Consider the following 21,612-nt stretch of genomic DNA (forward strand, 5'->3'; position numbering starts at 1 on the left):
CCGTGCGGCAACTGTGAATAGGCCGCACAATCCTGTAGAACCGTCATGTGCAGAACTTCCCCCTGCCAGCAAAGCTAAGTCCGGCCAGATCTGGCCTGGTCGCCGGTTTCGCAGTGCTGATGATCGCCGCCGTTGCCTGGCTTGCCATCAACTCGCGCCCTGCGGACGCGGCAACCGCCGACCCAGTTCCCGAAGTGACTGCGCAGCCCGCGCCGATCGCCAGTCCGACGCCCACCCCCATCGACACAAGACCGCCGAAGCCGGCAACCCGCACGAGTAAGGCAAAGCGCGTTCCGATCTATCCAGATGATCGCAAACACGCCGGGATGAAGCGCGTGGTCTATGACAAGGCGCTGATGACCGTCTGGCTCATCAACAAGGCCGACGAGGTGGTTGCGCGCTATCCAGTCGTTGGCAGATGGGACCGGCCCAAGGCTGGCGTCTATCACGTCTTCTCCAAGTCGACCAAGGCCTTCAACCCCAACTCCAAGGTCACGTTCAATCACATGGTGCGATTCACCTATGGGCCGGACACCAAGTCGCCCATTGGTCTGCATGCGATCCCGAAGTACTACGACGGAACGATGATGCATTCGGTCAAGCAACTGGGTTTGCCCATTGCTCGGGGTGGATGCGTACGCCTGTCCGAACAGGCAGCGGCAGCGGTCTACAAGTTTGCCCGGGTCGGCACCCCTGTGGTCGTGCTTCCCTCGCCATGACTTCTCGCTGAGTCAACGACTGACTCTGCAAGCCAGCTCTGTAGCTCTCCAAGCCCAGCAACTCCGCGACGCCGACTCTTGGCAAGGCTTCTCAGTCCCGACTTTGCGAGTTCTTCAGTTGCATACCGCGGCAGTTCGAATATCGGCAGCGTGATGCCGTAATCGCGCAGGCTGGCAGCGCCCGCGGAGGCGCTGCCTTTCGCGTGTGGTGGGGTCAATGCGATTGCCGAGCACGGCGGGCGCGCATCCATTGTCGATGGCCGGTGCTGCAGGAAGCGCGTGATGCCCAAGGCAGTTGCCTCCACGATGGCCACAAATGCATCACAGGCGGCGACAGCGGCACTGGCTGCCTCATATCGCGGAGCGGCCAAAAGCTCCTTGGCGTGAGGCTTCTCCAAGCCGGCGCCCACATCGACCACCGTCATATCGAAACTTGCACGGCACAGGTCAATGACTGACGACAAGGCATAGGCGCGCACATCGCCCCACTGCTCGCAATGCTCCACGCCACCCAAAGCCCAGAGTCTTCCCTGAATCACATGCGCTGTTTGATGCAGGCGCGCCGAGTCCAAGGAGTCACGTTCGGCGAAGCGGCATGCGACAACAAGACTGCTTGCGCTTTCTGCGATGCCGCAGATCTGCAAGAGCGAGGGCGCCGTTGTATCGGCATCGATCAAGCACACTGAGCTTCCGCTCGCCGCAAAAAGCCGTCCGAGCATCAATGTGGCGCTGGTGCGACCCGGAGAGCCCGGCGGGCCCCAAACGCAGATCACCCCTCCGCGAGATATCGGGCCTCGAATGCTGGGGCTCTCGCGCCTGGGTGCTGCTGGGGTCGGTTCGGGAGCCCATGCGCCAGTTGACCAGACCCCCTGTTGACGTGCACGCATTGGTCCCAGAGTTCGACCCCGCAGCACCGCACACAGATCTTCCAGCGTGTGCTCAACAGCGCGCGCTCGCACCGAGTGAGCTATGCCCAAGCTGAGTAGCTGCTCGGCGCTGTGCTCATCGATTGCAAGACCCACAACGAGGCGATCCGCAAGCAACCGCGAGATCAGTTCACGGGCCAAGTGTGGAAGGCCCGGCGTCACCAGGACGGGCAATCCAGGCTCAAGAGCAGCGACCGCCATCAGGTCGGCCGCGTCCAGACAACGCCGCACAATGTGCAGATCAAAAGCCGCTGACTGCGCAACAAGTTCGGGTTCGTGTGGCAGATCCGGAGCCGCCAGAATGCATGCAAGAGAAGTCATGTCCGTGATTCCGGAGCAGGGCGCTGTGCCGAAAGCGGCACTTCGACAAGTGAGATGAGGCCACGCGAAGCAGCGACGATCGACGCCGCACGGTCACGTTCAATGGCGAGCACGACAGGGATTTCTCCTCCGACGCCGACATTCTCTCGGTCCACGGCTTGCACGTGCGCCTCGGCAAGCACCAAGTTCGGTGGAAGGGGATTCGACGAGTCATCGGGGATGGCCCAGACATCGACGACATCCCCCGCGGTCAGGTCCATTGGGGCATGCAAGGCATCAACGGGAACAGTGACCAATCGATCATGGGAGGACTCGGCGGCACCCACAGCTGCTGCCGGCAGCAGGGCGCCGGCCTGAACAGGGACACGCATTCGCCCCTGTGGCATCGAGGAAGTCACCAAGTAGGCCGAGGCTGCAGCATCGAGCCGAACTGAGACCGGCTCAACCTGGGGAACATCACCCACAGCCAGATCCGTCGAAGCACGCCAGACCTCGATGGATTGCTCATTTGCCGAAAGCAGATAGGCACCAGCGAACATCGAGCCCACGATGAGAGCCAGCCCCAACCACAGTCGAAGATCTGTCCATCGAGCACCGACCTTGCCCAGCATTGCCTTGTGCGTTCCCACCATCTGCTGCGCTCCTTTTGCATACCTGATGCTCACACCGAGACCAACGATGACTCCAAGGTCCATCGGATCCGAATCACTATCCACAGGGATCGCTTCACTTGATGCGCCTGTGGACAAACTCCTCATACCTGCGCTGGCATTGCACAATGCGTGGATGCCCAACTCGCCTCTTCGATTCCTGACTCTCGCGGATGTGGCAGAGCTGCTCAATATCTCGGCATCACAGGCATACGCGTTGGTACGCAACGGGGAACTACCCGCGATAAAAGTGGGCGGGCGTGGCCAGTGGCGAGTTGAACAGCAAATGCTCGAGCGCTACATCGCCCGGATGTACCAGCAGACACAGGAGTTTGTGGTGGAGCATCCGTTCAGCCAGAGTGACGCATACTCATGACTGTCACCGCACTGATGGCGTGCAGCATGACATCGCTCTCCTTTCCATTCTCATCGGCGATGCGAATGAAATCTGCAGCGACGTAGCAGATGAGCGCTCGGGTGATCCGGCCATCAACACACGCGATCTGAACGGTCCCTACCTGCTGCTCAACCAGCGATCGCAACCAGTGAGTCCATGTCGACAGGTCCACGGATTGCGACGCTTCTGTCGGCAGTCGATGATCCAGCCCCACGATGCGCACAACGGTCGAGAACTGCACGCCCGTCACCCGCCGATTGTCATGCGCAATCAGGACCCACTGGTGACTGAGATCAACGACGGCGCCCTTGATCATGGCCCCGCCCAGACAACTGATCTGCACTTCGACCGAGCTCTCGCGCAGTCCTTCGCGCATACGTGAACGAGCCCGCTCAGCATCGGCAATGGCACTGGCCTGCGCCAGCACATCCTGGGAAAGCTCTGTCTGCAGGCTGGCTTCAGCGCTCTCCCACACATGAGCAACTCGGCAGTCCGCATCGCCAATTGTTCGAGTTGTGCAAGAAAGCACGTCCACGGGTTTGGTCACCGCCTGCTGGGGGAACTCCATAGTCATGAACAATCAAGAGGCAACCGGCAACCTGGCAAATCCATCGTCCACAGGGACATCCGTTCATCCACAGTTGAATACTGCTGTTGAAGCCGAAGCCCTGACAGTGCAAGCATCGGCAAACGCAAGCCAATGCAAGCAAATGAATGCAACTCCACCCGCGAGCCCCCGACCGCGCACGACCGGCAAGGAGGCCGCCGTGTCCACGCTGTTGGATCGTCTACCCGCTCCAGTGCTCGCCACCGCTGAGGTCCCCGCTGAGCAGCTCGTGCTGCCACTGGTCTGGGAAATCGCCCCCGGTGTGCCAGCTGTGCCACAAGTGCCCCGTCACCTTCGGCTGGTGTCTGACACTCCCAGCACGACGCATCGCACCAACGGGCCAGCAACAGTGCCCGGCGGGCCGCCCATTCCACCACCAATCTGGGTGGCGCGGATGGCCCGAGCAATCGCTGAAGTCGCCAGCGGCGACCGCCCAGCTCAGCAGCTCACGAAATGGGTTGAGAAGCGACAACTCGCGATGCTTGCAGCCCGCGGCAATGCAGCCCGACGCCATCCAAGTGCCGTCCACGGACGCAACGCCCGCGCAGCAATGCGATCACTGCAGCAAGTGCGCGCCATCCGCGTATGCCCGGTAGCCCCTGGTGTCGCAGAAACCTCTGCCGTGCTCGTGGGTGATGGACGAGGTCGAGCTGTTGCCATGCGTTTTGAAGCGATCGCCGACACCTGGCAGGTGACAGCTATTGCACTGGGCTGATCAGCTCTGGCGCTTGCGGTTGGCCCGCTCAGCGCGGCGTCGATCTGCGCGACTGGCATTTGGGTCAACCTCGACGACAACTTCGGCATTCACCGACTCGTGCACGACATCACCTGACTCACCTGGCGCTGAATACTCCAGATGCGCGGGTCGTGATGGCGCCAAGCCTGCCACGATGACCTCCGACACCACCTCAGCTGCGATCGTCTCGCTGCCGTCAGCGCCCAATTCGACGAGAGCATCCTCGGCCTGCTCGACCTCGACCTGCACGTTGAAGAGATAGCCAACGGTCTCTTCCTTGATGCCATCCATCATTGCGTTGAACAGATCAAAGCCTTCGCGCTGGTATTCGATCAGCGGATCACGCTGAGCCATGGCCCGCAGGCCAATGCCATCACGCAGGTAGTCCATCTCGTACAGATGCTCGCGCCACTTGCGATCAAGCACAGACAAGATCACGCGTCGCTCGAGTTCGCGGGTGACTTCTTCGCCGAGCGCTTGCTCTCGCTCGTCGTAGGCGCTCTGCGCATCCTCCAGCAATTCGCGGGTCAGGAAATCGCTCGTGAGTCCTGCTCGGCTGCCACCGCTGGCTTCCTCGAGTTCTTCAACCGTGAGTTGAACAGGGTAGAGAGTCCGCAACGCGGTCCAGAGTTGATCCAGGTCCCAGTCCTCGGGAAATCCAACACCCGTGGCACCGCGAACATAGCTCTCAACAGTGTCCGTGATGAAACTGCGCACCTGCTCTTCGATGTCCTCGCCCTCAAGGACGCGACGGCGCTCGGCATAGACAACCAGTCGCTGGCGATTGAGGACATCGTCGTACTTCAGGACATCCTTGCGAATCTCAAAGTTGCGGGCCTCGACCTGGGACTGCGCCGAACGGATGGCATTGGACACCATGCTCGCCTCGATCGGCACGTCATCGGGCACATTGAAGCGGCGCAGGAATGCGTCAACCATGTCGGCCTTGAACAGCCGCATGAGGTCATCCTCAAGTGAGAGGTAGAACTGCGAGGCGCCTGGATCACCCTGACGACCGGAGCGCCCACGCAACTGGTTGTCGATGCGTCGCGACTCATGGCGCTCAGTGCCGAGCACATACAGCCCACCTGCGGAGATGACCTGGTCGTGCTCTGTCGAAACGGCAGTGCGTGCCTGTTCAATAGCGCCGCCCCAGGCTGCCTCGTAGGCCTGCGGATCATCAACGATTGAGATGCCGCGCTGGGTCAGGGCTGCCGCAGCCATGAACTCTGGGTTGCCGCCAAGCATGATGTCGGTTCCGCGACCGGCCATGTTGGTGGAGACTGTCACCGCGCCTTTACGTCCGGCTTGGGCAACGATGTGCGCCTCACGATCGTGGTACTTCGCATTGAGCACTTCATGCGGGACGCCATTTTGCTTCAGCAACTTGCTCAAGTGCTCGGACTTCTCAACCGAAGTCGTACCCACCAGCACTGGCTGCCCGCTGGCGTGCCGCTGGACAATGTCGGCGACAACAGCCTGCAGCTTGGCCTCGTTGGTGCGATAGATGACGTCAGCGTTGTCCAGCCGGATCATGTCGCGGTTGGTCGGAATCGGCACGACGCCGAGGTTGTAGATCTGCGAGAACTCACTGGCCTCAGTCATTGCCGTACCAGTCATGCCTGAAAGACGCCCGTACAGACGGAAGAAGTTCTGCAAGGTAACCGTGGCCAGAGTCTGGTTCTCGGCCTTGACCTCCACACCCTCCTTGGCCTCCAAGGACTGGTGCAATCCCTCGTTGTAGCGACGTCCCGCAAGGATGCGGCCGGTGTGCTCATCAACGATGAGGATCTCGCCATCCATGATCACGTAGTCGCGGTCGCGCTTGAAGAGCTCCTTGGCGCGGATGGCATTGTTGAGAAACCCAACCAGCGGGGTGTTGACCATGTCGTAGAGGTTGTCGATGCCGATCTGGTCTTCCACCTTGTCGATGGCCGACTCCAGCACGCCAACCGTGCGCTTCTTCTCGTCGACCTCGTAGTCCTCATCAAGGGTCAGCAAGGTGGCGATGCGTGCGAACTCGGCGTACCACGTTGTGGCTTGGTCGGCAGGGCCACTGATGATCAGCGGGGTACGGGCTTCGTCAATGAGAATCGAGTCCACTTCATCAACCACCGCGAAGTGATGCCCACGCTGGACGAGTTCCTCGGCGCTCCACGCCATGTTGTCACGCAGGTAGTCGAAGCCGAATTCATTGTTTGTGCCGTAGGTGATGTCCGCTGCATAGGCGATGCGGCGCTCGGCGGGGGTCATGGCGGACAAGATCACGCCTACCTCGAGTCCAAGGAAACGATGGACTCGTCCCATGTTCTCGGAGTCGCGCTCGGCGAGATAATCGTTGACCGTGACAACGTGCACACCATCACCCTTGAGAGCGTTGAGGTAGGCCGGCAGGGTTGACACGAGGGTCTTGCCCTCGCCTGTCTTCATCTCAGCAATATTGCCCATGTGCAGTGCCGCGCCACCCATGATCTGCACGTCGAAGTGGCGTTGACCAAGGGTGCGCTTGGCGGCCTCGCGCACCGTTGCGAAGGCCTCGGGCAGGAGATCGTCGAGAGTCTCACCTTCAGCAAGGCGCTCCCGGTACTCATCTGTCAGCGCCCGCAGCTCAGCGTCGCTCATCGAGGTGTAGTTCTCCTCGATTGCATTGACCGCCACAGAGATGGCGTGAAGCTTGCGAAGGATCTTGCCCTCGCCGGCGCGCAGGATCTTGTCGAGCACTCGCACTGTGAAGCGACCTTTCCTTCGTCGATCTTCTGCCAGCTGACCCGGCAGGACTCTCCATCGTAGGGGACTTGTTCCTCACGCCCCGGTGCCCTGCAAGACTGCCTGACGTGTCAGTTGCTTCACGGCCCATGGCGCCTAAGAATCCCCCGACCCTCACCGATGGGGTTGTGCTCCTGCGCCTGCCTGAGAGTCGCGATATTCCCACCATCGCCAATGGCTGCCAGGACCCTGAAGTCGCGCGCTGGACCAATCTGCCCAGTCCCTATACCGAGCAGGACGCCAGGGCCTGGGTGGACAAGGTGACCAATCCTGTTCACTGGTGGGATCAGCCGACCTGGGTGATCGCTGACACCGACAACCGATGGTCGGGATCGGTTCATTTGCAGCCAGACGGGCATGGAGCGGCCACCGTCCGTTTTCTCGTGGCTCCGTGGCTGCGGGGCCGCGGCATTGCCACCCGAGCTGTGCGACTGGCATGCCGGTGGGGCTTCAGTTCACTAGACGTCAATGTCATCACCTGGAGAGCGCTTCTTGGCAATGAAGCTGCCCGGGCCGTTGCTCAATCAGCCGGCTTTGCTGTGCATGAGCAGCCGATGCGCAGAGGCCTTGTACACCGAGGTGAACTCATGGACTGCTGGTACGCAGATCTGCTCGCCGACGACTTGATTGACATGGCTGGGGGCCAGGTCTGGACGGGACCTCAGTTGACACGTCGAGAACGCGAAGTCCTTCATGCAATGGCAGCGGGGCAGTCCAATCGCGATATCGCCCAGACTCTCGGCATCAGCGAGAACACTGTGAAGAACCACGTGCGCAGCATTTTGGAGAAGCTTCCCGCCAAGTCGCGGATGGAGGCCGTCCTGAAGGGCGTGCAGGAAGGCATCACGCGGCTTACCTAGTTCCTCGACTCCTACTCGCTACGCAGGCAACTGCCTGTACATCAACACCGGCAGCTCTGAGAACACGCACCGCCTCAGCGACGGTCGCGCCTGTAGTGACGACATCGTCAACAACAACAGCCATCCTTGGCAGTGCAGTACGCGATCGAACAAGGAATGCATTGTTGAGTTCCCACCGCGCACTGGCCGAGAGTCCAGCGTGCCTTTCATTCTCGCGACGCCATTGCAATACCGGTGCAACAGCAATCGACCGTCCGCGGGCACGAAGGACTCGAGCCGAGGACTGCACGATCTCGCCCAGGCTGTCCCGTCCGCGGGAACGAATAGAGCTTCGATGCGGCGGAACCGGGACCAAAGTGATCGGCGACGCGAACCAGCCATCCACCGCATGCCACGTAGAGATTGCAAGCAGGCGTCCCAGAATGTGAGTCACCGCACGGACTCCTCGCTCCTTATGCGCAAGTACCAGATCACGCACGAGGCCTTCATGCTCCCCTGCGTACCAGATCAAGGGATCGTGATCTCGTTTCGCGGCAGTCATCGGAAGGCGCGCTTGGCATCGATCGCACAGCACTGCGCACTCGCGCCCGCAACCAACGCACACGCGAGACAGTGACACATCTGCAAGATCCTGCGAGAGTTCCCTGACCTCTGCCAGGAGCTGCTGCATCAAGTGCATGGCGAATGATGACTTCGCGCATTCTCACATCGCCCGATGACTAACCCGACTGTGGATGAAATCCACAGATCAACTCGGATATGCAGGTGACCAACCGGGGGCCCGCACGGTCCAAGTGCCAGCATCGAGTTGATAGACAACGCCGTCGGCTGCCGCAATGAGTACTGGCAGTCCAGGAGCAGCAGCAATGGTCTCGGGCTCATCTGGACCACCTTGCGGGGTGAGCGCTCCCGAAGCCAGATCCAGATCGAAGGCCTGCAGATCACCATTTCCGGTCCGCCCGATGAATGCCAGCGAGTTTGCGCTTGACCAATCCACATCAAGCACACCAGTAGCACTCGGCGCGTAGGCCCGCGCTCCCGAAATGACGCGCCGATCGGTTTCGACGTCCTGCTCAATGCGCGCCAAATAGACCGATGTCGTACCAGATTTGCGAAGAATCAGCGCGGCTCGGGTGCCGTCACGCGAGGGCACGGCTTTCACCAGGCTGGCTCCGGGAGGCAGCCCGGTCACCGTGATGTCCTTGATTGGTCCAGGCGCATCCCAGACTGCCAGTCCATTGGATGGATCCCACATCCACAGCCCGCCACTGGCGTCGAATTCCAGCCATTGCGTTGGTCGAGTGATGGGCAGTTGCGCCCAGGTGGTGTTTGCCTCGATCAGGGCACTCCACACGCGACCAAGCGGGTCGACTCCTGAGAGCAGGCCACCAAAGCGATTCACCACGACTTGAGTGAACGTCGAGTTTGATGTTGATGGATATCCGACGATCGGCCTTTCCCGGCCATTGGTCAGCCGTGAGATCCCATTGGCGTTGGCGAACACCGCTTCAGCGCCAGGCTCCAGGCCTGAAGGATCAATGGTTGGCCATTCGTCGCGGGGAATCGGATAGGGCACGCCAGCGATTGTGAGCAATTGACCACCTGCAGTGATGCTCACTGCACTCACGTCGGGCAGCTGACGCAAAGTCCAGACGATCTGCTGCGCCATCTGCATGCGCTCACTGTCCGATGCGAAGAGCGCATCGGCAGTCAGATCAACCCGTGCCACCCCGGAGTTGATGCCGACGAAGTTGAAGTTGAGCCTCACGCCAAGCGGGAAGGCAGTCTTGACTGCCGGGGCAAGCCACGGATCAGACCCATTGAGCAGTGCCCGCATGAGCCCGGTCGCAACGCCATTGCCTGGTACCGGGATCATCCGCGCGTCGGGAACCAGGGTGCTGAACTGCGGATTGAAGTAATACACCGACAACGGCCGAAAGGCCCGGTCAACATCGATCGTGGACAGTTCCAGCCCCTGTGGGAGTTCAGCAATCCGCCACTCATCGTCTTGCCGTTCCAAGGAGAACTCGGCATTGAGCGTGGCATCAGGGCTGGCGATCTGGTACGTGCCTCGCTCGGAGATCGTGCCTGCCAGGGGCGCAGAAAAGCGCACGACGGACCCGTTCTGCACGAGATCGGGCGCACCCCGGAACACGCGTACTTCTGAATCGGGAGCCCACAGGTTCGCAGCCTTCAACGTGAGAAATTCACGCGCGACAGCGTGATCATCCTCGAATGCAGCCGAGGCATCCAGGAATCCCTGCACAATCTCTGCTTGCGACATCCCCTTGCGCGGACTCTGCGGGATCACCCGAATGAATTGGTCTTCACGATTGGCGGCGCTGGCATCGCCCTGCTGAATCGAGCCGCCTTCAGGCACCTGCGCGGTCAATGACCATGGCAGTACGCCGCAGCCACTCAGGAGCAAGCCGAAGGCAGTCAGCGCCGCTGCAAATCTCAGGACTTTCATGTGCGTCCCGATCGTGGTGGCAGTTGGAATCCCTTTGACGCCGGACCCGGAATGGTGTCCAAGCGCACTGCCGAAGAGTCCGCGGATTCAACGGCTTCGAAGTTCACTGGCACCAATGGCAGCGGTGAGCGCGTCAACGGCTCTCGGGCGACCCGCGGCAAGGTGAGTCGGAAGTTGGATCCAAGTCCGGGCTCACCCCAGGCCTCAAGCCAACCACCGTGAAGTCGGGCATCCTCAAATGCAATGGACAAGCCCAGTCCAGTTCCGCCCGTGGTGCGTGCCCGCGCCGGATCCGCGCGCCAGAAGCGGTTGAACACCAGCCCAGACTCACCCGGTCGCAGGCCAAGCCCATAGTCACGGACGCAAATCGCGACTGCATCCTCATTCGTGCCGACGGTGACAACGACGCCCTTGCCATCGCTGTGTTCGATTGCGTTGTCCAGAAGATTGCGTACGACTCTGTTGATGCGCCTGCTGTCTGCTGCAACGAGCGCCGGATCGGGCGAGGCAACGAGTTCCAGGCTGGTATCGATGCGCGTGGCCAAAGGTCGCGCTTGCTCAACTGCGCGAGCAACAAGGGCGTTCACGTCACAGGCTTCAAGATCCAGGACCGCAACGCCGGCATCGAAACGCGAAATCTCCAGCAGATCAACCAGCAGTTCCTCGAAGCGGTCCAATTGATTCTGAAGCAGCTCCGCGGCTCGCGCTGTCGCTGCGTCAAACTCCACCCGCCGTTCGAACATCAGGTCTGCTGCCATGCGAATAGTTGTCAACGGGGTACGAAGTTCGTGCGAGACGTCAGCCACGAATCGCTGCTGCACGCGCGAGAGCTCTTCCAGCTGCTTGATCTGCTGTTGCAGGCTCTCGGCCATCTCGTTGAAGGTAGTGGCCAGTTGTGCCAGCTCGTCCTCACCGCGAACCGTCATGCGTTCGGAGAGTTGCCCGTCAGCAAGCAATGCAGCAGTACGCGCGGCTTCACGCACCGGATTGACCACCAGTCGAGTCACCAGTCGAGCGATGAGCGTGAGCAGCACCAGGAGCAGCGCGCCTGTCAACAGCACTGCGCCTCGAACCAGGTCAAGGGTCTGTTGCTCTTGAGTCAGCGGAAACAGGTAGTACAGGTGATAGCGACCAAGCGACGGAATCTCAAGCGGCGCACCAACGAGCAATCCGGGGACGCTGAGACCATTGATGTAGCGGATTGGGTCATAGGTCCACAACTGCGTCTGGTCTTGATTCAACGCCACACGAAGTTCGGGATCGATACTGGAGGTGGACACCAGATTCGTGCCACGTTCGGGGAGCGCCTGTCCCGGCTGGGCAGCGAGCAGCAGGATGTCGAACTGTGTTGAGGTTCCGCCTTGCGATCCCAGCCCGGCCACGATGGCATCCACCAAACGGGAAGGCGAGGGCGCCGTCGGCGATGCCTCCGCCGCTTCAATGATTCGTTGGGCCTCAATCAATCCCGCCGAAGCTTCAGCGATCGAAGTCTGCTCCTTGGCTCCCATCAGGCCGGTCGTGACCTTGCTGAGCAAGGAGACGCCGAGAACGGTCAACACAATGAGAGAGGACACCAGGGTGATCGTGGTGATGCGTAGGAGAAGGGAGCCGCGCCAGCCGCGCTTGAGCCACCGGAAAGGCGCGGCAGCTGGACTCAGCGCCGCGGCAAGGCGTGGCCGCGAATAGCGAATCGAGGTCAAGCGGGTCCTGCCTTGTAGCCAATCCCCCGCACGGTGAGCACGTATTCGGGACGCTCTGGATCGCGCTCTACCTTGGACCGGAGCCTTTGCACGTGCACATTGACCAGTCGAGTGTCCGCTGCGTGCTGGTAGCCCCAGACATCGTGCAGCAGGGCCTCACGCGTGAAGACCTGCCCGGGCTTGCGTGCCAGGCAGACCAGCAGGTCAAACTCCAAGGGGGTCAGCGAAAGCATCTCGCTGTTGCGCGAAACCTTGTGGCCTGCCACATCTATGCGTAGATCGCCAATAGCCAGCGGTTGGGCCGCGGCATCGTCACCACGGCGCACACGCGCTCGCAGTCGGGCAATGAGCTCACGGGGCTTGAAGGGCTTGACGACGTAGTCGTCTGCCCCGGATTCCAGCCCCACGACCACATCAACGGTGTCGCTGCGTGCCGTGAGCATCACGATCGGGACGCCGGATTCCTTGCGGATTGCCCGACAGATCTCTATGCCGTTCATTCCGGGCAGCATGACATCCAGCAGCACGATGTCTGGCTGGACAGCGCGGAATCGATCCAGCGCCAATGAACCGTCAGCACAGAATTCCGCGGAGAATCCCTCTTGCCGCAGCACGATGCCCAGCATCTCTGAGAGCGCTGCATCGTCATCGACGACCAGAACCTTTCCGAGCGTGCCAAAGTCTGAGGGTTGATTCATACCCTCATGGTGCCACTCAAACTGCGCCATACCCAGTACCGCACGCAAAGTGCACGGATCGGCCCAAACTATGCTCCCAAGAGCGGTACAGCGGCTAGCCTTCCGTATTCCTCCGAGAAGGGTCTGTGAGTCAGTGGCGTCTAAACGTGATCGCAATGCGAACTCCCGCAAGCAGCGAAACAAGATTCGGCGTCGCGTCATTCTCGTGGTCCTGTGTCTACTGCCCGTCGTGGTCGGCGCTATCTGGTTCAGTTACGCAAACAAGATCATCGATGAGATCAACGGCTACAACACGCAATCCACGATCCTGAGTCGCACCGAATCCAGTCGTGAGTCGCTGAACTACAACCTCAAGGGCGCAGCTGCGGGCTACGTCGCTGGCGAGGGCAATGCGATGCTCGCCGCCCTTGAAGAGCTCAACCCTGGTTATAAGAATTCGATGAGCAAAGTGACCACACCACATGCACCCGGTTCAGCCGAACTAGAAGCATCTATCGAGGCATATACCGCAGAGGCAAGCAAGGCTGTGGACCTTGCGCTCTCGGCGCAGTACACGCCAGCTGGTGTCGCAAGCATCATCAATGGAGCGGTGTTCCTGGAGGTCGACGAGCAGGTGGCTTTGTCGGTGGCATCTGCGCGCCTGGGTCTGACTGGAGCCACCGACAGAGGCAATGACAACTGGAAGTTCGTCATCACGGCCGAATTGGTGATCACGCTCTTCATCACAGTCCTCGCCATCGTGCTCTCCTTGATCAGCGAACGAGCGATCAAACGTGCTGACGACAGTGAAGCCGCTCGCCATGAGGACCGCACCAATATGGCGACTGAACCCTTCACACATGTCGTCGCCACCATGAATGACGGCGTACTGCTGCTTTCAGATGAGCAGCAGGTGCTGCATGCCAACCCGGCAGCTCAGGCATTGCTTGGCATGGGGGTGACAGTCGGATCGAACTACAACATCCCTGAAGATGGCCGCGTGGAGATTCGCAAGGCCGATGGATCCACGAGTTCAGCGTCTGTGACGACCTCCCGGGCTGTCACGGGCGGCCAGCCAGTCACGATCCTGACGATCCAAGCCGACTAGCGGTCCGTCAGCACTGCACTCACTTGGTGAAGTTCGGGTTTTCTATCACCCCGAAGACAAAGCCTTCGGGGTTGCGCAGTTCGCCTACGCGGATGCCTTCACCGACCGCGCTGATGCCACCAACAATTGTGCAGCCGTTGTCGATGAAGTCTGAGAACGCCCGAACGATGTTGTCAGTGCGCAAATAGGCCACTGGCCCGTCCGCAATCGAAGCGCCGGGGTTGATGCCGAGCTCGTAGCCATTCAGCTCGAAGCCGACATAGAACGGCTCGTCAAAATATGGCTGCTTGCCCAAGGCCTGTGCCCACCAGGATTTTGATGCTTGAAGGTCAGCCGTAGGAAAGATGACGGTGGCAAGTCCCAGGATGTCGTTCATGCGGTGATCCTAAGGACCGGGCAGTGCGGCAACGAGTCGAATGCCTGCCCCGTTGGTCGCTTTCGGAGTACCGTGCCAAATAGGGAGACTCGTCTCCGGTATTGGGGCAGGAGGCAGCGTGCACACCCACCGTTCCCACCATCAAATCCCCACCCTGCGGCCGCCGCGGCAGGCACTCATCCCACGGCACTTCGATTTCGCAGCGAAGATCGCCACTGCATATCTGCTGCTCTCCATCTTGTGGATACTCGGTTCCGATCGAGCCGTTGACTTGCTGCTTCCTGAGAGCGACTTCGCTGCATGGGCGCAATCGGCGAAGGGCCTGGTGTTTGTCACCATCTCAGCCTTCGTGCTGTACCTCGCGGTGCACCTGTACATCAAGCGATTGGCCACGGCGAATGAGAATCTGCAGGCTGCCTGGGATGAGAGCCTTCTGGGCTGGGCCATGGCCATGGATGCCCGCGAGCCCGACATGGCAGAGCACTCTCAGAACGTTGCCTCACTCACCGTGCTGCTGGCAAAGTCCATGGGGGTAGACGCCAAGGACCTGCCCATCATCTACCGCGGCGCTCTTCTGCATGATATCGGAAAGATCGGCATTCCCGATGCCGTCCTGCAGTTTCCTGGCCCCCTCGACGAAGAGCAGTGGGCATTGATGCGCCAGCACCCGGATATCGCGATGCACATCTTGGAGCCGATTGAGTTCCTCAAGGACGCGATGGACATCCCCTACTGCCATCACGAGCGCTGGGACGGCGCCGGGTACCCGCAGGGTCTGAGCGGTACCGACATTCCACTTTGGGCTCGCATCTTTACAGTGGTGGATGTGTTCGATGCGCTGTCAACAAAGCGCGTGTATCGGGTGGCCATGCCCATGGCTGAAGTGCTCGCGCACATCAAAGCAGGTTCAGGCTCACACTTTGACCCGGAAGTGGTCGATGCCTTCTGCGCACTCATTGAAGATCTGCAGGTTCAGGTGGGATGAGGCTTGGGGTTGGGGCAGGAACAAAGTTTGGATCTTGCGTGGGAATTGGCGTTGGAGTTGGCGAAGCTGTCGGCTCGGGTGCCGGCGTAAGAGCAGGGGTGGGCACTGGAGTGCCCGCCAGCCAGGCTGCGAGCCCGATGACCGCCGATGCTGCGCGCTGCGCCCCTGCAGGCGTGACCTTGGAGCGCAATTCAACGGTGAGCCCGATGGCCTGCAACTCGGAGTTCACCCAGGCTGTCATTGTCCCCCTGCACACACCCCGACAGGGAACAATCCCAGTGGGCAGGCCCAAGAGCGCGCCGAACTTCTTGGCAGCCGCATGCCCACGCGGATAGGGGTCGTCGACCATCCCGTACGCCTGATGAAATGACAGGACCGCCGTCGGCTTCACCTCGCTGAGGAAGGCCATCAGGCTTTGCGTCTCTGGCTCACTTGCCACACTTGGACCGGGGTAATAGGGCGAGCGCTTCTTGCTGGTCCTCCACTGGCTGGGAAAATTGCGATTGATGTCGACCTTGTTGGCATTGCGACGCGTTCCAAGCACCGCACCATCGGGATTCACTGTGGAGATGAGCCAGAGTTGGACATGAGCCGGAAGCACGCGAGTCTGCAACAAGCTCACTATGCGCCGACCTGCGCGCTCATTGCCATGCATCTGGCCAAGTACCACGATCCGGACAGGCGCTGATTCTGGTCCCCGATGGGTCGCAACAATCGCACGACCCTTCACCGACTTGCCGATGGTCTGTGGCGTGCCACTTGAATTCGCAGCAAATCCCGGCTCGCTGCCAGCAAAAAGCAGGCACATCATGAGCGCAGCCAGCCCCGCAGAAATGGCGATCCGGAACGAATACATCAAGATGATCATGTCCCAAATCGCGGGCCAATAGTCAAGCCGAACGCAAGAGGCGCACAATTGGGATGTGAAGGGGACTCAGCGCGCCGGACTCCTGCGCCTGTTCGCGACCGTTGCGCTGTTCCTTGGCTTGGTGTCCATGCATCATCTCTCGCTGGCTCAATGTGATGACCTCCAGCACGCGACGAGCGCTTCCTCGGTCGCAATTGCGGCCGAGCCTGCGGGCATGGCGATGCCGGTCACAGCCAATTCGAGTCCTTCACCAAGCCACTCCCACTCCAACTCAGCGCTTGGGTGCGCGTGCCTGATTGCCATGTGCTTGGCAATCCTTGCCTTTGTCATTCTGCTCCGGCCACAATCCCCCAAGGACTGGCTGCGCGCCCGCCAGCGCACTGTGCAGAGCGTCACTCGCATTCGGCAGTTGTGGCCGCCAAGTCCTCCCGATCTGCTCGCGCTGTCAGTTTCGCGGACGTGACATGTGCTGATTTCTCGCACACATCTCACCTCCCTCAACTGAAAGGCTCAACATGAACACAAAAATGAAACTGGGAGCCGTCTGCGCTCTCTCGCTCTTCGCAGCATTGTCGCTTGGGGCATGCTCAAGCGATACCACGTCTCCCACTTCGGGCGACATGATGAATCAGTCAAGCCCGGGCACCTCAGGCATGATGATGGACAACGATGCAAACCAGGCCTCCGCTGCAGACATCTCCTTCTCCCAGATGATGATTCCTCATCACGAACAAGCCGTGGAGATGTCACAACTGGCCCCAGAACGAGCCTCGTCGACATTCATCAAGGATCTTGCGATGACGATTCAGAACGCCCAGCAGCCAGAGATCGAACTGATGGCCGGCTGGCTGGACACTTGGGGCATGCCTCGTATGACGATGATGGATTCCATGTCCGCCCACGGTGGGCATGGAATGGCCGGCATTGTGTCTGACGAGGACATGGACAAGTTGGCAGCTGCCAAGGGTGCAGCATTCGACCGGCTGTACGCCGAACTGATGATTGCCCACCACGAAGGCGCGATAGACATGGCCCAGGCGGTTGAGAACTCCTCGAACCCTGACGTGGCGGCTCTGGCAAAGGGGATCATCTCCTCGCAGCAGGCCGAGATTGCCCAGATGCAGGAGTTTCTGGATTCATAGGAAATGCATGAGGGGTGGATGCCGACGCCGGCATCCACCCCTCATTGCCTTGAACTCAGTAGCGGTAGTGCTCCGGCTTGTACGGGCCGGCAACATCGACACCCAAGTACTCGGCCTGCTGCTTGGTGAGATCGGTGAGTTGCACACCAAGGGCCTCAAGGTGCAGACGGGCAACCTTCTCGTCAAGGTGCTTGGGCAGGGTGTAGACGCCAAGCGGGTACTGATCGAGCTTGGTGAACAGCTCGATCTGCGCGAGGACCTGGTTGGTGAAGGAGTTGCTCATCACAAATGAAGGATGGCCCGTTGCGTTGCCTAGGTTCAGCAGGCGACCTTCGGACAGCATGATGATCGAGTGGCCATCAGCGAAGGTCCACTCATCAACCTGTGGCTTGATGGTCTTGCGCTTGATGCCGGGAAGAGTGCCAAGTCCAGCAATATCGATCTCATTGTCGAAGTGACCGATGTTGCCCACGATCGCCTGATGCTTCATCTGCGCCATGTGATCCGCAGTGATGACGTCATAGCAGCCAGTGGCGGTGATGAAGATGTCTGCCAAGCCGATGACATCCTCGATGCGAGCTACCTGGTAGCCATCCATGGCTGCCTGCAGCGCACAGATCGGATCAATCTCAGTGATGATGACGCGAGCACCCTGGCCACGCAGTGACTCGGCCGAGCCCTTGCCGACATCGCCGTAGCCGCAGACCACGGCAACCTTGCCGCCGATGAGAGTGTCGGTCGCACGGTTGATGCCGTCAATGAGTGAATGACGGCAGCCGTACTTGTTGTCGAACTTGCTCTTAGTCACTGAGTCGTTGACATTGATGGCCGGGAAGAGCAATTCACCCGCACGCAGCATCTCGTACAGACGGTGCACACCAGTGGTCGTCTCTTCTGTGACGCCCTTGATTCCGTCAGCGATGGTGGTGAATCTGTCGGAGTAGTTTGCGAGTGACTCACGAAGGGTGTGCAGAATGACCCGGTACTCCTCGGAGTGGCTCTCATCCGTTGCCGGCACTGCACCAGCAAGTTCGAACTCGCGTCCCTTGTGCACAAGAAGAGTGGCGTCGCCACCATCGTCCAGGATCATGTTCGGGCCCTTGCCATCTGGCCATTCCAGGATCTGCTCTGTGCACCACCAGTACTCCTCGAGCGACTCGCCCTTCCATGCGTACACCGGTACGCCACTTGGCTTCGCGACGGTGCCGTCGCGGCCAACCACGATCGCCGCTGCAGCGTGATCCTGGGTGGAGAAGATGTTGCACGAGGCCCAGCGCACATCGGCACCGAGATCAACGAGAGTCTCGATCAACACCGCGGTCTGGACGGTCATGTGCAATGACCCGGTGATACGAGCACCAGTCAACGGCTTGCTGTCGCCATACTCCACGCGCATGGCCATCAGGCCCGGCATCTCGTGCTCGGCCAGACGGATTTCATCGCGGCCGAATTCGGCCAGCTCCAGATCGGCAACCTTGAAGTCGGGGGTGCCATCAGCTTTGAACACGGACATAGATTTCTCCTCGTGAGTGTTGCGGATTGGGCGCGAACGTCACGAGGCTTCGTTGGTCCGGCGAGATGATTCTGCCAGAGATGGCGCGCAGGGCCAAAGCGCGACGCTCCATGGGGCGAAATGTGACGAAAACGAGGAAGCCATAGTCTGCCCGGATGCCACGCATGCCCAAGTGGGGGCTGATCTCAGCGGCAGCCGCCCCGATCCTGCTCGTGGCCGGCTGGACGATCGCGGCCCGCTTGCAGCCCGAGGGCTTCGATGCAACGACGCAGACCATCAGCGCTCTGGCTGGGGCCGATGCAAAGAACCGCTGGGTCATGAGCACAGCACTTCTTGCAGTGGGAGCAAGTCAGATCGGCACGGCAGTGGCGCTGCGACCCGTAGCTCCAGCGGGGCGAGTTCTGCTTGGCACTGGCGGAGTCTTCACGCTCCTTGTCGCCTTGAATCCTCTTCCCACTGCCGGACAAGCGGCGCCGGTGCACGGCGTTGTCGCCGCAGGATCATTCGCTGCTCTTGCTGTCTGGCCATTGCTGAGCTGGCAGCGCGGGCCATCAACTGCATGGGCACTGCGCCCAGCCGTGGCTGTTGCGGCCGGGTCAGTGCTGGTGATTGCCACCGGCTGGTTCTTCGCTTCAGTGGTGGCCGACGCACACCGCGTGGGACTGGCTGAACGCAGCGCGGCAGTCGTCTTGAACCTTTGGCCACTGGCCGCAGCAGCCTCGATCTGGAAGCTTCAGCGTCGAAACTAGATCACTGTCGGAAGTGAAGCCTCGCGATCAATGTCAGGTTCCAGGAAGATGTACCTGGCTGTGGGGACTGCTGCGCGCAGCGACTTCTCTGCGGCATCAATTGCCGCTGCGATGTCTTGGCCCGTGCCACTGTTCGCGATCGAAATCTTGGCTCCTACGAGCAGCTCATCTGGACCAACGTGCATCGTGCGCAGGTGAATAACACGCAATACACCGTCCGATGATTCAAGTGCTGCACGAATTGCGTCAACTTCTTCCGGAAGTGCGCTTTCTCCTACCAGCATGGTCGTCATCTCCATCGCCAAGAAGATGGCAATGACCACGAGCAAGGTGCCGACTGCCATCGCACCGAGAGCATCGAAGCGACCGTCGTCCGTGATGACTGCCATCCCGACACCAGTCAGCGCAAACACAAGGCCGATCAATGCACCAAAGTCTTCAAGCAGAATGACAGGCAGTTCAGGCTGACGTGCATCGCGCACGAATTTGCCAAGCGAGCGCTTTCCGCGCGCGCGGTTGGCCTCGCGAATAGCCGTGCGGAAACTGAAACTCTCCAACACAATCGCCACGAGGAGTACGACAACAGCGATCCACCAGTCATCAAGCGGCTCAGGGTGCTGCCACTTGTGAATGCCCTCGTACAACGAGAACAGACCACCGACCATGAACAGCACGATGGCTACGACGAAGCCATAGACATAGCGACGGCGCCCGTATCCGAAGGGATGATGCTCATCGGCTGGCTTGTTGGAGCGTTTATTACCGATCAGCAGCAGGATCTGATTGCCGGAGTCGGCGACTGAGTGAATGGCTTCAGACAGCATCGACGAGGACCCGGTGAACGCGAAGGCCACGAACTTGCTGACCGCGATGCCAAGGTTTGCCATCAGCGCCGCAATGACAGCCTTCATTCCGCCTTCTGTGCTCATGTGCTTTCCGATCGCGTTGCTTGCACGATTGCCGTGAGCCCTTCTGCGCGAACCACGGCCTCCGGCTCGGTTGCCGCGATCACATTGGCCATGCCCGGAAACAAGACAATCTCTTGACCCATGCAGGTCACCGTTGCCTTGCCCTCAATGGACAGCACGACTCGAAAAGCCCCGCCTGCCAATTCTTCGGCACCCTCACGCGTGAGTTGCGCACGAAATGGAGCACCTGCCGGATCAATACCTTCGCCAATCTCTGCACCGATGAACTGCGGCTGAATCTCGCGGTCAAGCGCCTGCAGCGCCTGATCAAGGAACACCGCCTTGGAGGTCAGGCCGAGACGAATCACGTTGTCGCTGGAGGTCATCACCTCGATGCCGATGCCGCGTATGTAACTGTGCGGAATTCCGGCAGGCACGAACAAAGCCTGGCCAGGCTGCAGCACCCGAAAGGACAGCAAGGGAGTGAGCAGAGCACCCAGATCCGCCGGATAGTCAGCCGATACCAGCAGATAGGCATCGACCTCTGCTTGCGGCAAGCCGATGAACTGCGCCGACTGTCCAAGAGCGGCGATGGCCGCGATGGAATTGCTCTCCAACAAGGGAGGAATCGCTGCCGGAAAATCACCATCGACAATCGCAGCAATCGCAGCGCTGGGATCAAAATCGTCAACAGCCGACTGCAATGCGCGCAGGAAACTCACGCATTCTGTTGGTTCGCGCCAACCAGCCAGTGCCTCGAAAGGCTCGAGGGCGATCAGCATTTCGGTCTTTTCGGACCGATCTGCGAACACCGGCAGTGAATCAGACGTGGCGATCTGGGCCTTGTAGCCATCGGCTGCAAACTCTGCCGGCGGATGCACCTGGATTGAAAGCGGGCGGGCTGCGGCGAGAAACTTCACCAGGATCGGTACATCGCCGCCGAAAACATCGGGATTCAGGAAGGCGCCGGTCGCAATGCCATCTGCCCCGACCAGCGGCGATCGGCCACTGGGATGCGCGCCGTACCAGAGCTCGGCTTGCGCTTCACCTGTACTGGCGCCGACCCATGGGGCCAAGCCATCAACGACTCCCCAGTCGTAGTTCTTCAGCGCCCCCCGCACGACCAGCGACACG

At 60.3% G+C, this 21,612-nt stretch carries 22 protein-coding genes; 9 read left to right on the plus strand and 13 right to left on the minus strand.

Going from position 1 to position 21,612, the window contains the following annotated elements; all coding sequences use genetic code 11:
• The first annotated feature begins 47 nt into the window (after positions 1–47).
• Positions 48–719 carry a L,D-transpeptidase gene (locus Q8M73_11355; protein ID MDP2289145.1) on the plus strand — a complete coding sequence of 224 codons (672 nt, stop codon included), beginning with the start codon at positions 48–50 and terminating at the stop codon, positions 717–719.
• Here Q8M73_11355 and Q8M73_11360 read toward each other — a convergent pair.
• Together Q8M73_11360 and Q8M73_11365 are read right to left on the minus strand one after the other, a co-directional pair.
• Complete coding sequence (locus Q8M73_11360; protein ID MDP2289146.1) at positions 668–1,966, minus strand: hypothetical protein; 1,299 nt, start codon at positions 1,964–1,966, stop codon at positions 668–670. The genes Q8M73_11355 and Q8M73_11360 overlap by 52 nt on opposite strands.
• Positions 1,963–2,682: a hypothetical protein gene (locus Q8M73_11365; GenBank protein ID MDP2289147.1), complete on the minus strand. Its 720-nt coding sequence runs from the start codon at positions 2,680–2,682 to the stop codon at positions 1,963–1,965. The genes Q8M73_11360 and Q8M73_11365 overlap by 4 nt, the downstream gene beginning before the upstream one ends.
• Positions 2,683–2,752: 70 nt before the next feature.
• Between Q8M73_11365 and Q8M73_11370 the strand changes: the two genes are divergently transcribed.
• The gene (locus tag Q8M73_11370; GenBank protein ID MDP2289148.1) at positions 2,753–2,992 is read left to right on the plus strand and encodes a helix-turn-helix domain-containing protein; all 240 of its coding nucleotides are present in this window, start codon (positions 2,753–2,755) and stop codon (positions 2,990–2,992) included.
• Here the strand turns inward: Q8M73_11370 and Q8M73_11375 are convergent.
• Positions 2,967–3,587 (minus strand): hypothetical protein, encoded by a 621-nt coding sequence (locus tag Q8M73_11375; GenBank protein MDP2289149.1) that lies wholly within the window; start codon positions 3,585–3,587, stop codon positions 2,967–2,969. The two genes, Q8M73_11370 and Q8M73_11375, sit on opposite strands and share 26 nt — an antisense overlap.
• Before the next feature lie 193 nt (positions 3,588–3,780).
• Here Q8M73_11375 and Q8M73_11380 point away from each other — a divergent pair, with 193 nt between their 5' ends.
• Positions 3,781–4,335 (plus strand): Rv3235 family protein, encoded by a 555-nt coding sequence (locus tag Q8M73_11380; GenBank protein ID MDP2289150.1) that lies wholly within the window; start codon positions 3,781–3,783, stop codon positions 4,333–4,335.
• Here the strand turns inward: Q8M73_11380 and secA are convergent, their stop codons facing one another.
• Positions 4,336–7,083: a preprotein translocase subunit SecA gene (gene secA / locus Q8M73_11385; GenBank protein ID MDP2289151.1), complete on the minus strand. Its 2,748-nt coding sequence runs from the start codon at positions 7,081–7,083 to the stop codon at positions 4,336–4,338. It abuts the gene before it with no gap.
• 107 nt (positions 7,084–7,190) lie between these two features.
• Between secA and Q8M73_11390 the strand changes: the two genes are divergently transcribed.
• On the plus strand, positions 7,191–7,982 hold the full coding sequence (locus Q8M73_11390) for a GNAT family N-acetyltransferase (GenBank protein MDP2289152.1): 792 nt from the start codon (positions 7,191–7,193) through the stop codon (positions 7,980–7,982).
• Here Q8M73_11390 and Q8M73_11395 read toward each other — a convergent pair.
• From Q8M73_11395 to mtrA, 4 genes are all read right to left on the minus strand, one after another.
• On the minus strand, positions 7,975–8,661 hold the full coding sequence (locus Q8M73_11395; protein MDP2289153.1) for a ComF family protein: 687 nt from the start codon (positions 8,659–8,661) through the stop codon (positions 7,975–7,977). The genes Q8M73_11390 and Q8M73_11395 overlap by 8 nt on opposite strands.
• 69 nt (positions 8,662–8,730) lie before the next feature.
• Positions 8,731–10,452: an LpqB family beta-propeller domain-containing protein gene (locus Q8M73_11400; protein ID MDP2289154.1), complete on the minus strand. Its 1,722-nt coding sequence runs from the start codon at positions 10,450–10,452 to the stop codon at positions 8,731–8,733.
• Complete coding sequence (gene mtrB / locus Q8M73_11405; GenBank protein ID MDP2289155.1) at positions 10,449–12,152, minus strand: MtrAB system histidine kinase MtrB; 1,704 nt, start codon at positions 12,150–12,152, stop codon at positions 10,449–10,451. Before mtrB ends, Q8M73_11400 begins: the two co-directional genes overlap by 4 nt.
• Positions 12,149–12,850 (minus strand): MtrAB system response regulator MtrA, encoded by a 702-nt coding sequence (gene mtrA / locus Q8M73_11410; GenBank protein MDP2289156.1) that lies wholly within the window; start codon positions 12,848–12,850, stop codon positions 12,149–12,151. Before mtrA ends, mtrB begins: the two co-directional genes overlap by 4 nt.
• 133 nt (positions 12,851–12,983) lie before the next feature.
• Between mtrA and Q8M73_11415 the strand changes: the two genes are divergently transcribed.
• A complete protein-coding gene (locus Q8M73_11415; protein ID MDP2289157.1) occupies positions 12,984–13,937 on the plus strand; it encodes a hypothetical protein in 954 nt (317 codons plus the stop codon).
• A 19-nt stretch (positions 13,938–13,956) separates the two neighbouring features.
• Here Q8M73_11415 and Q8M73_11420 read toward each other — a convergent pair whose 3' ends face one another.
• Complete coding sequence (locus Q8M73_11420; protein MDP2289158.1) at positions 13,957–14,313, minus strand: VOC family protein; 357 nt, start codon at positions 14,311–14,313, stop codon at positions 13,957–13,959.
• Between the two features lie 118 nt (positions 14,314–14,431).
• Between Q8M73_11420 and Q8M73_11425 the strand changes: the two genes are divergently transcribed.
• A complete protein-coding gene (locus Q8M73_11425) occupies positions 14,432–15,298 on the plus strand; it encodes an HD domain-containing phosphohydrolase (protein ID MDP2289159.1) in 867 nt (288 codons plus the stop codon).
• On the opposite strand, the gene Q8M73_11430 is transcribed toward Q8M73_11425, so the two are convergent.
• Positions 15,267–16,154 (minus strand): DUF2817 domain-containing protein, encoded by an 888-nt coding sequence (locus Q8M73_11430; protein ID MDP2289160.1) that lies wholly within the window; start codon positions 16,152–16,154, stop codon positions 15,267–15,269. The genes Q8M73_11425 and Q8M73_11430 overlap by 32 nt on opposite strands.
• Before the next feature lie 67 nt (positions 16,155–16,221).
• Between Q8M73_11430 and Q8M73_11435 the strand changes: the two genes are divergently transcribed.
• A complete protein-coding gene (locus Q8M73_11435) occupies positions 16,222–16,629 on the plus strand; it encodes a DUF6153 family protein (GenBank protein MDP2289161.1) in 408 nt (135 codons plus the stop codon).
• Positions 16,630–16,681: 52 nt separating this feature from the next.
• Positions 16,682–17,308, plus strand: coding sequence for a DUF305 domain-containing protein (locus tag Q8M73_11440; protein MDP2289162.1), 627 nt, complete (start codon positions 16,682–16,684; stop codon positions 17,306–17,308).
• Between the two features lie 55 nt (positions 17,309–17,363).
• On the opposite strand, the gene ahcY is transcribed toward Q8M73_11440, so the two are convergent.
• The gene (gene ahcY / locus Q8M73_11445; protein MDP2289163.1) at positions 17,364–18,821 is read right to left on the minus strand and encodes an adenosylhomocysteinase; all 1,458 of its coding nucleotides are present in this window, start codon (positions 18,819–18,821) and stop codon (positions 17,364–17,366) included.
• 155 nt (positions 18,822–18,976) lie between these two features.
• Here ahcY and Q8M73_11450 point away from each other — a divergent pair, with 155 nt between their 5' ends.
• Positions 18,977–19,570, plus strand: a complete 594-nt coding sequence (locus Q8M73_11450) for a DUF998 domain-containing protein (GenBank protein ID MDP2289164.1) — start codon at positions 18,977–18,979, stop codon at positions 19,568–19,570.
• Here Q8M73_11450 and Q8M73_11455 read toward each other — a convergent pair.
• A complete protein-coding gene (locus Q8M73_11455; GenBank protein MDP2289165.1) occupies positions 19,567–20,499 on the minus strand; it encodes a cation diffusion facilitator family transporter in 933 nt (310 codons plus the stop codon). The genes Q8M73_11450 and Q8M73_11455 overlap by 4 nt on opposite strands.
• A complete protein-coding gene (manA, locus tag Q8M73_11460; protein MDP2289166.1) occupies positions 20,496–21,611 on the minus strand; it encodes a mannose-6-phosphate isomerase, class I in 1,116 nt (371 codons plus the stop codon). Before manA ends, Q8M73_11455 begins: the two co-directional genes overlap by 4 nt.
• Between the last annotated feature and the right edge of the window lies 1 nt (position 21,612).

The organism is Actinomycetota bacterium (assembly GCA_030684515.1).
In the GTDB taxonomy this organism is placed as follows: Bacteria; Actinomycetota; Actinomycetes; order S36-B12; family S36-B12; genus UBA11398.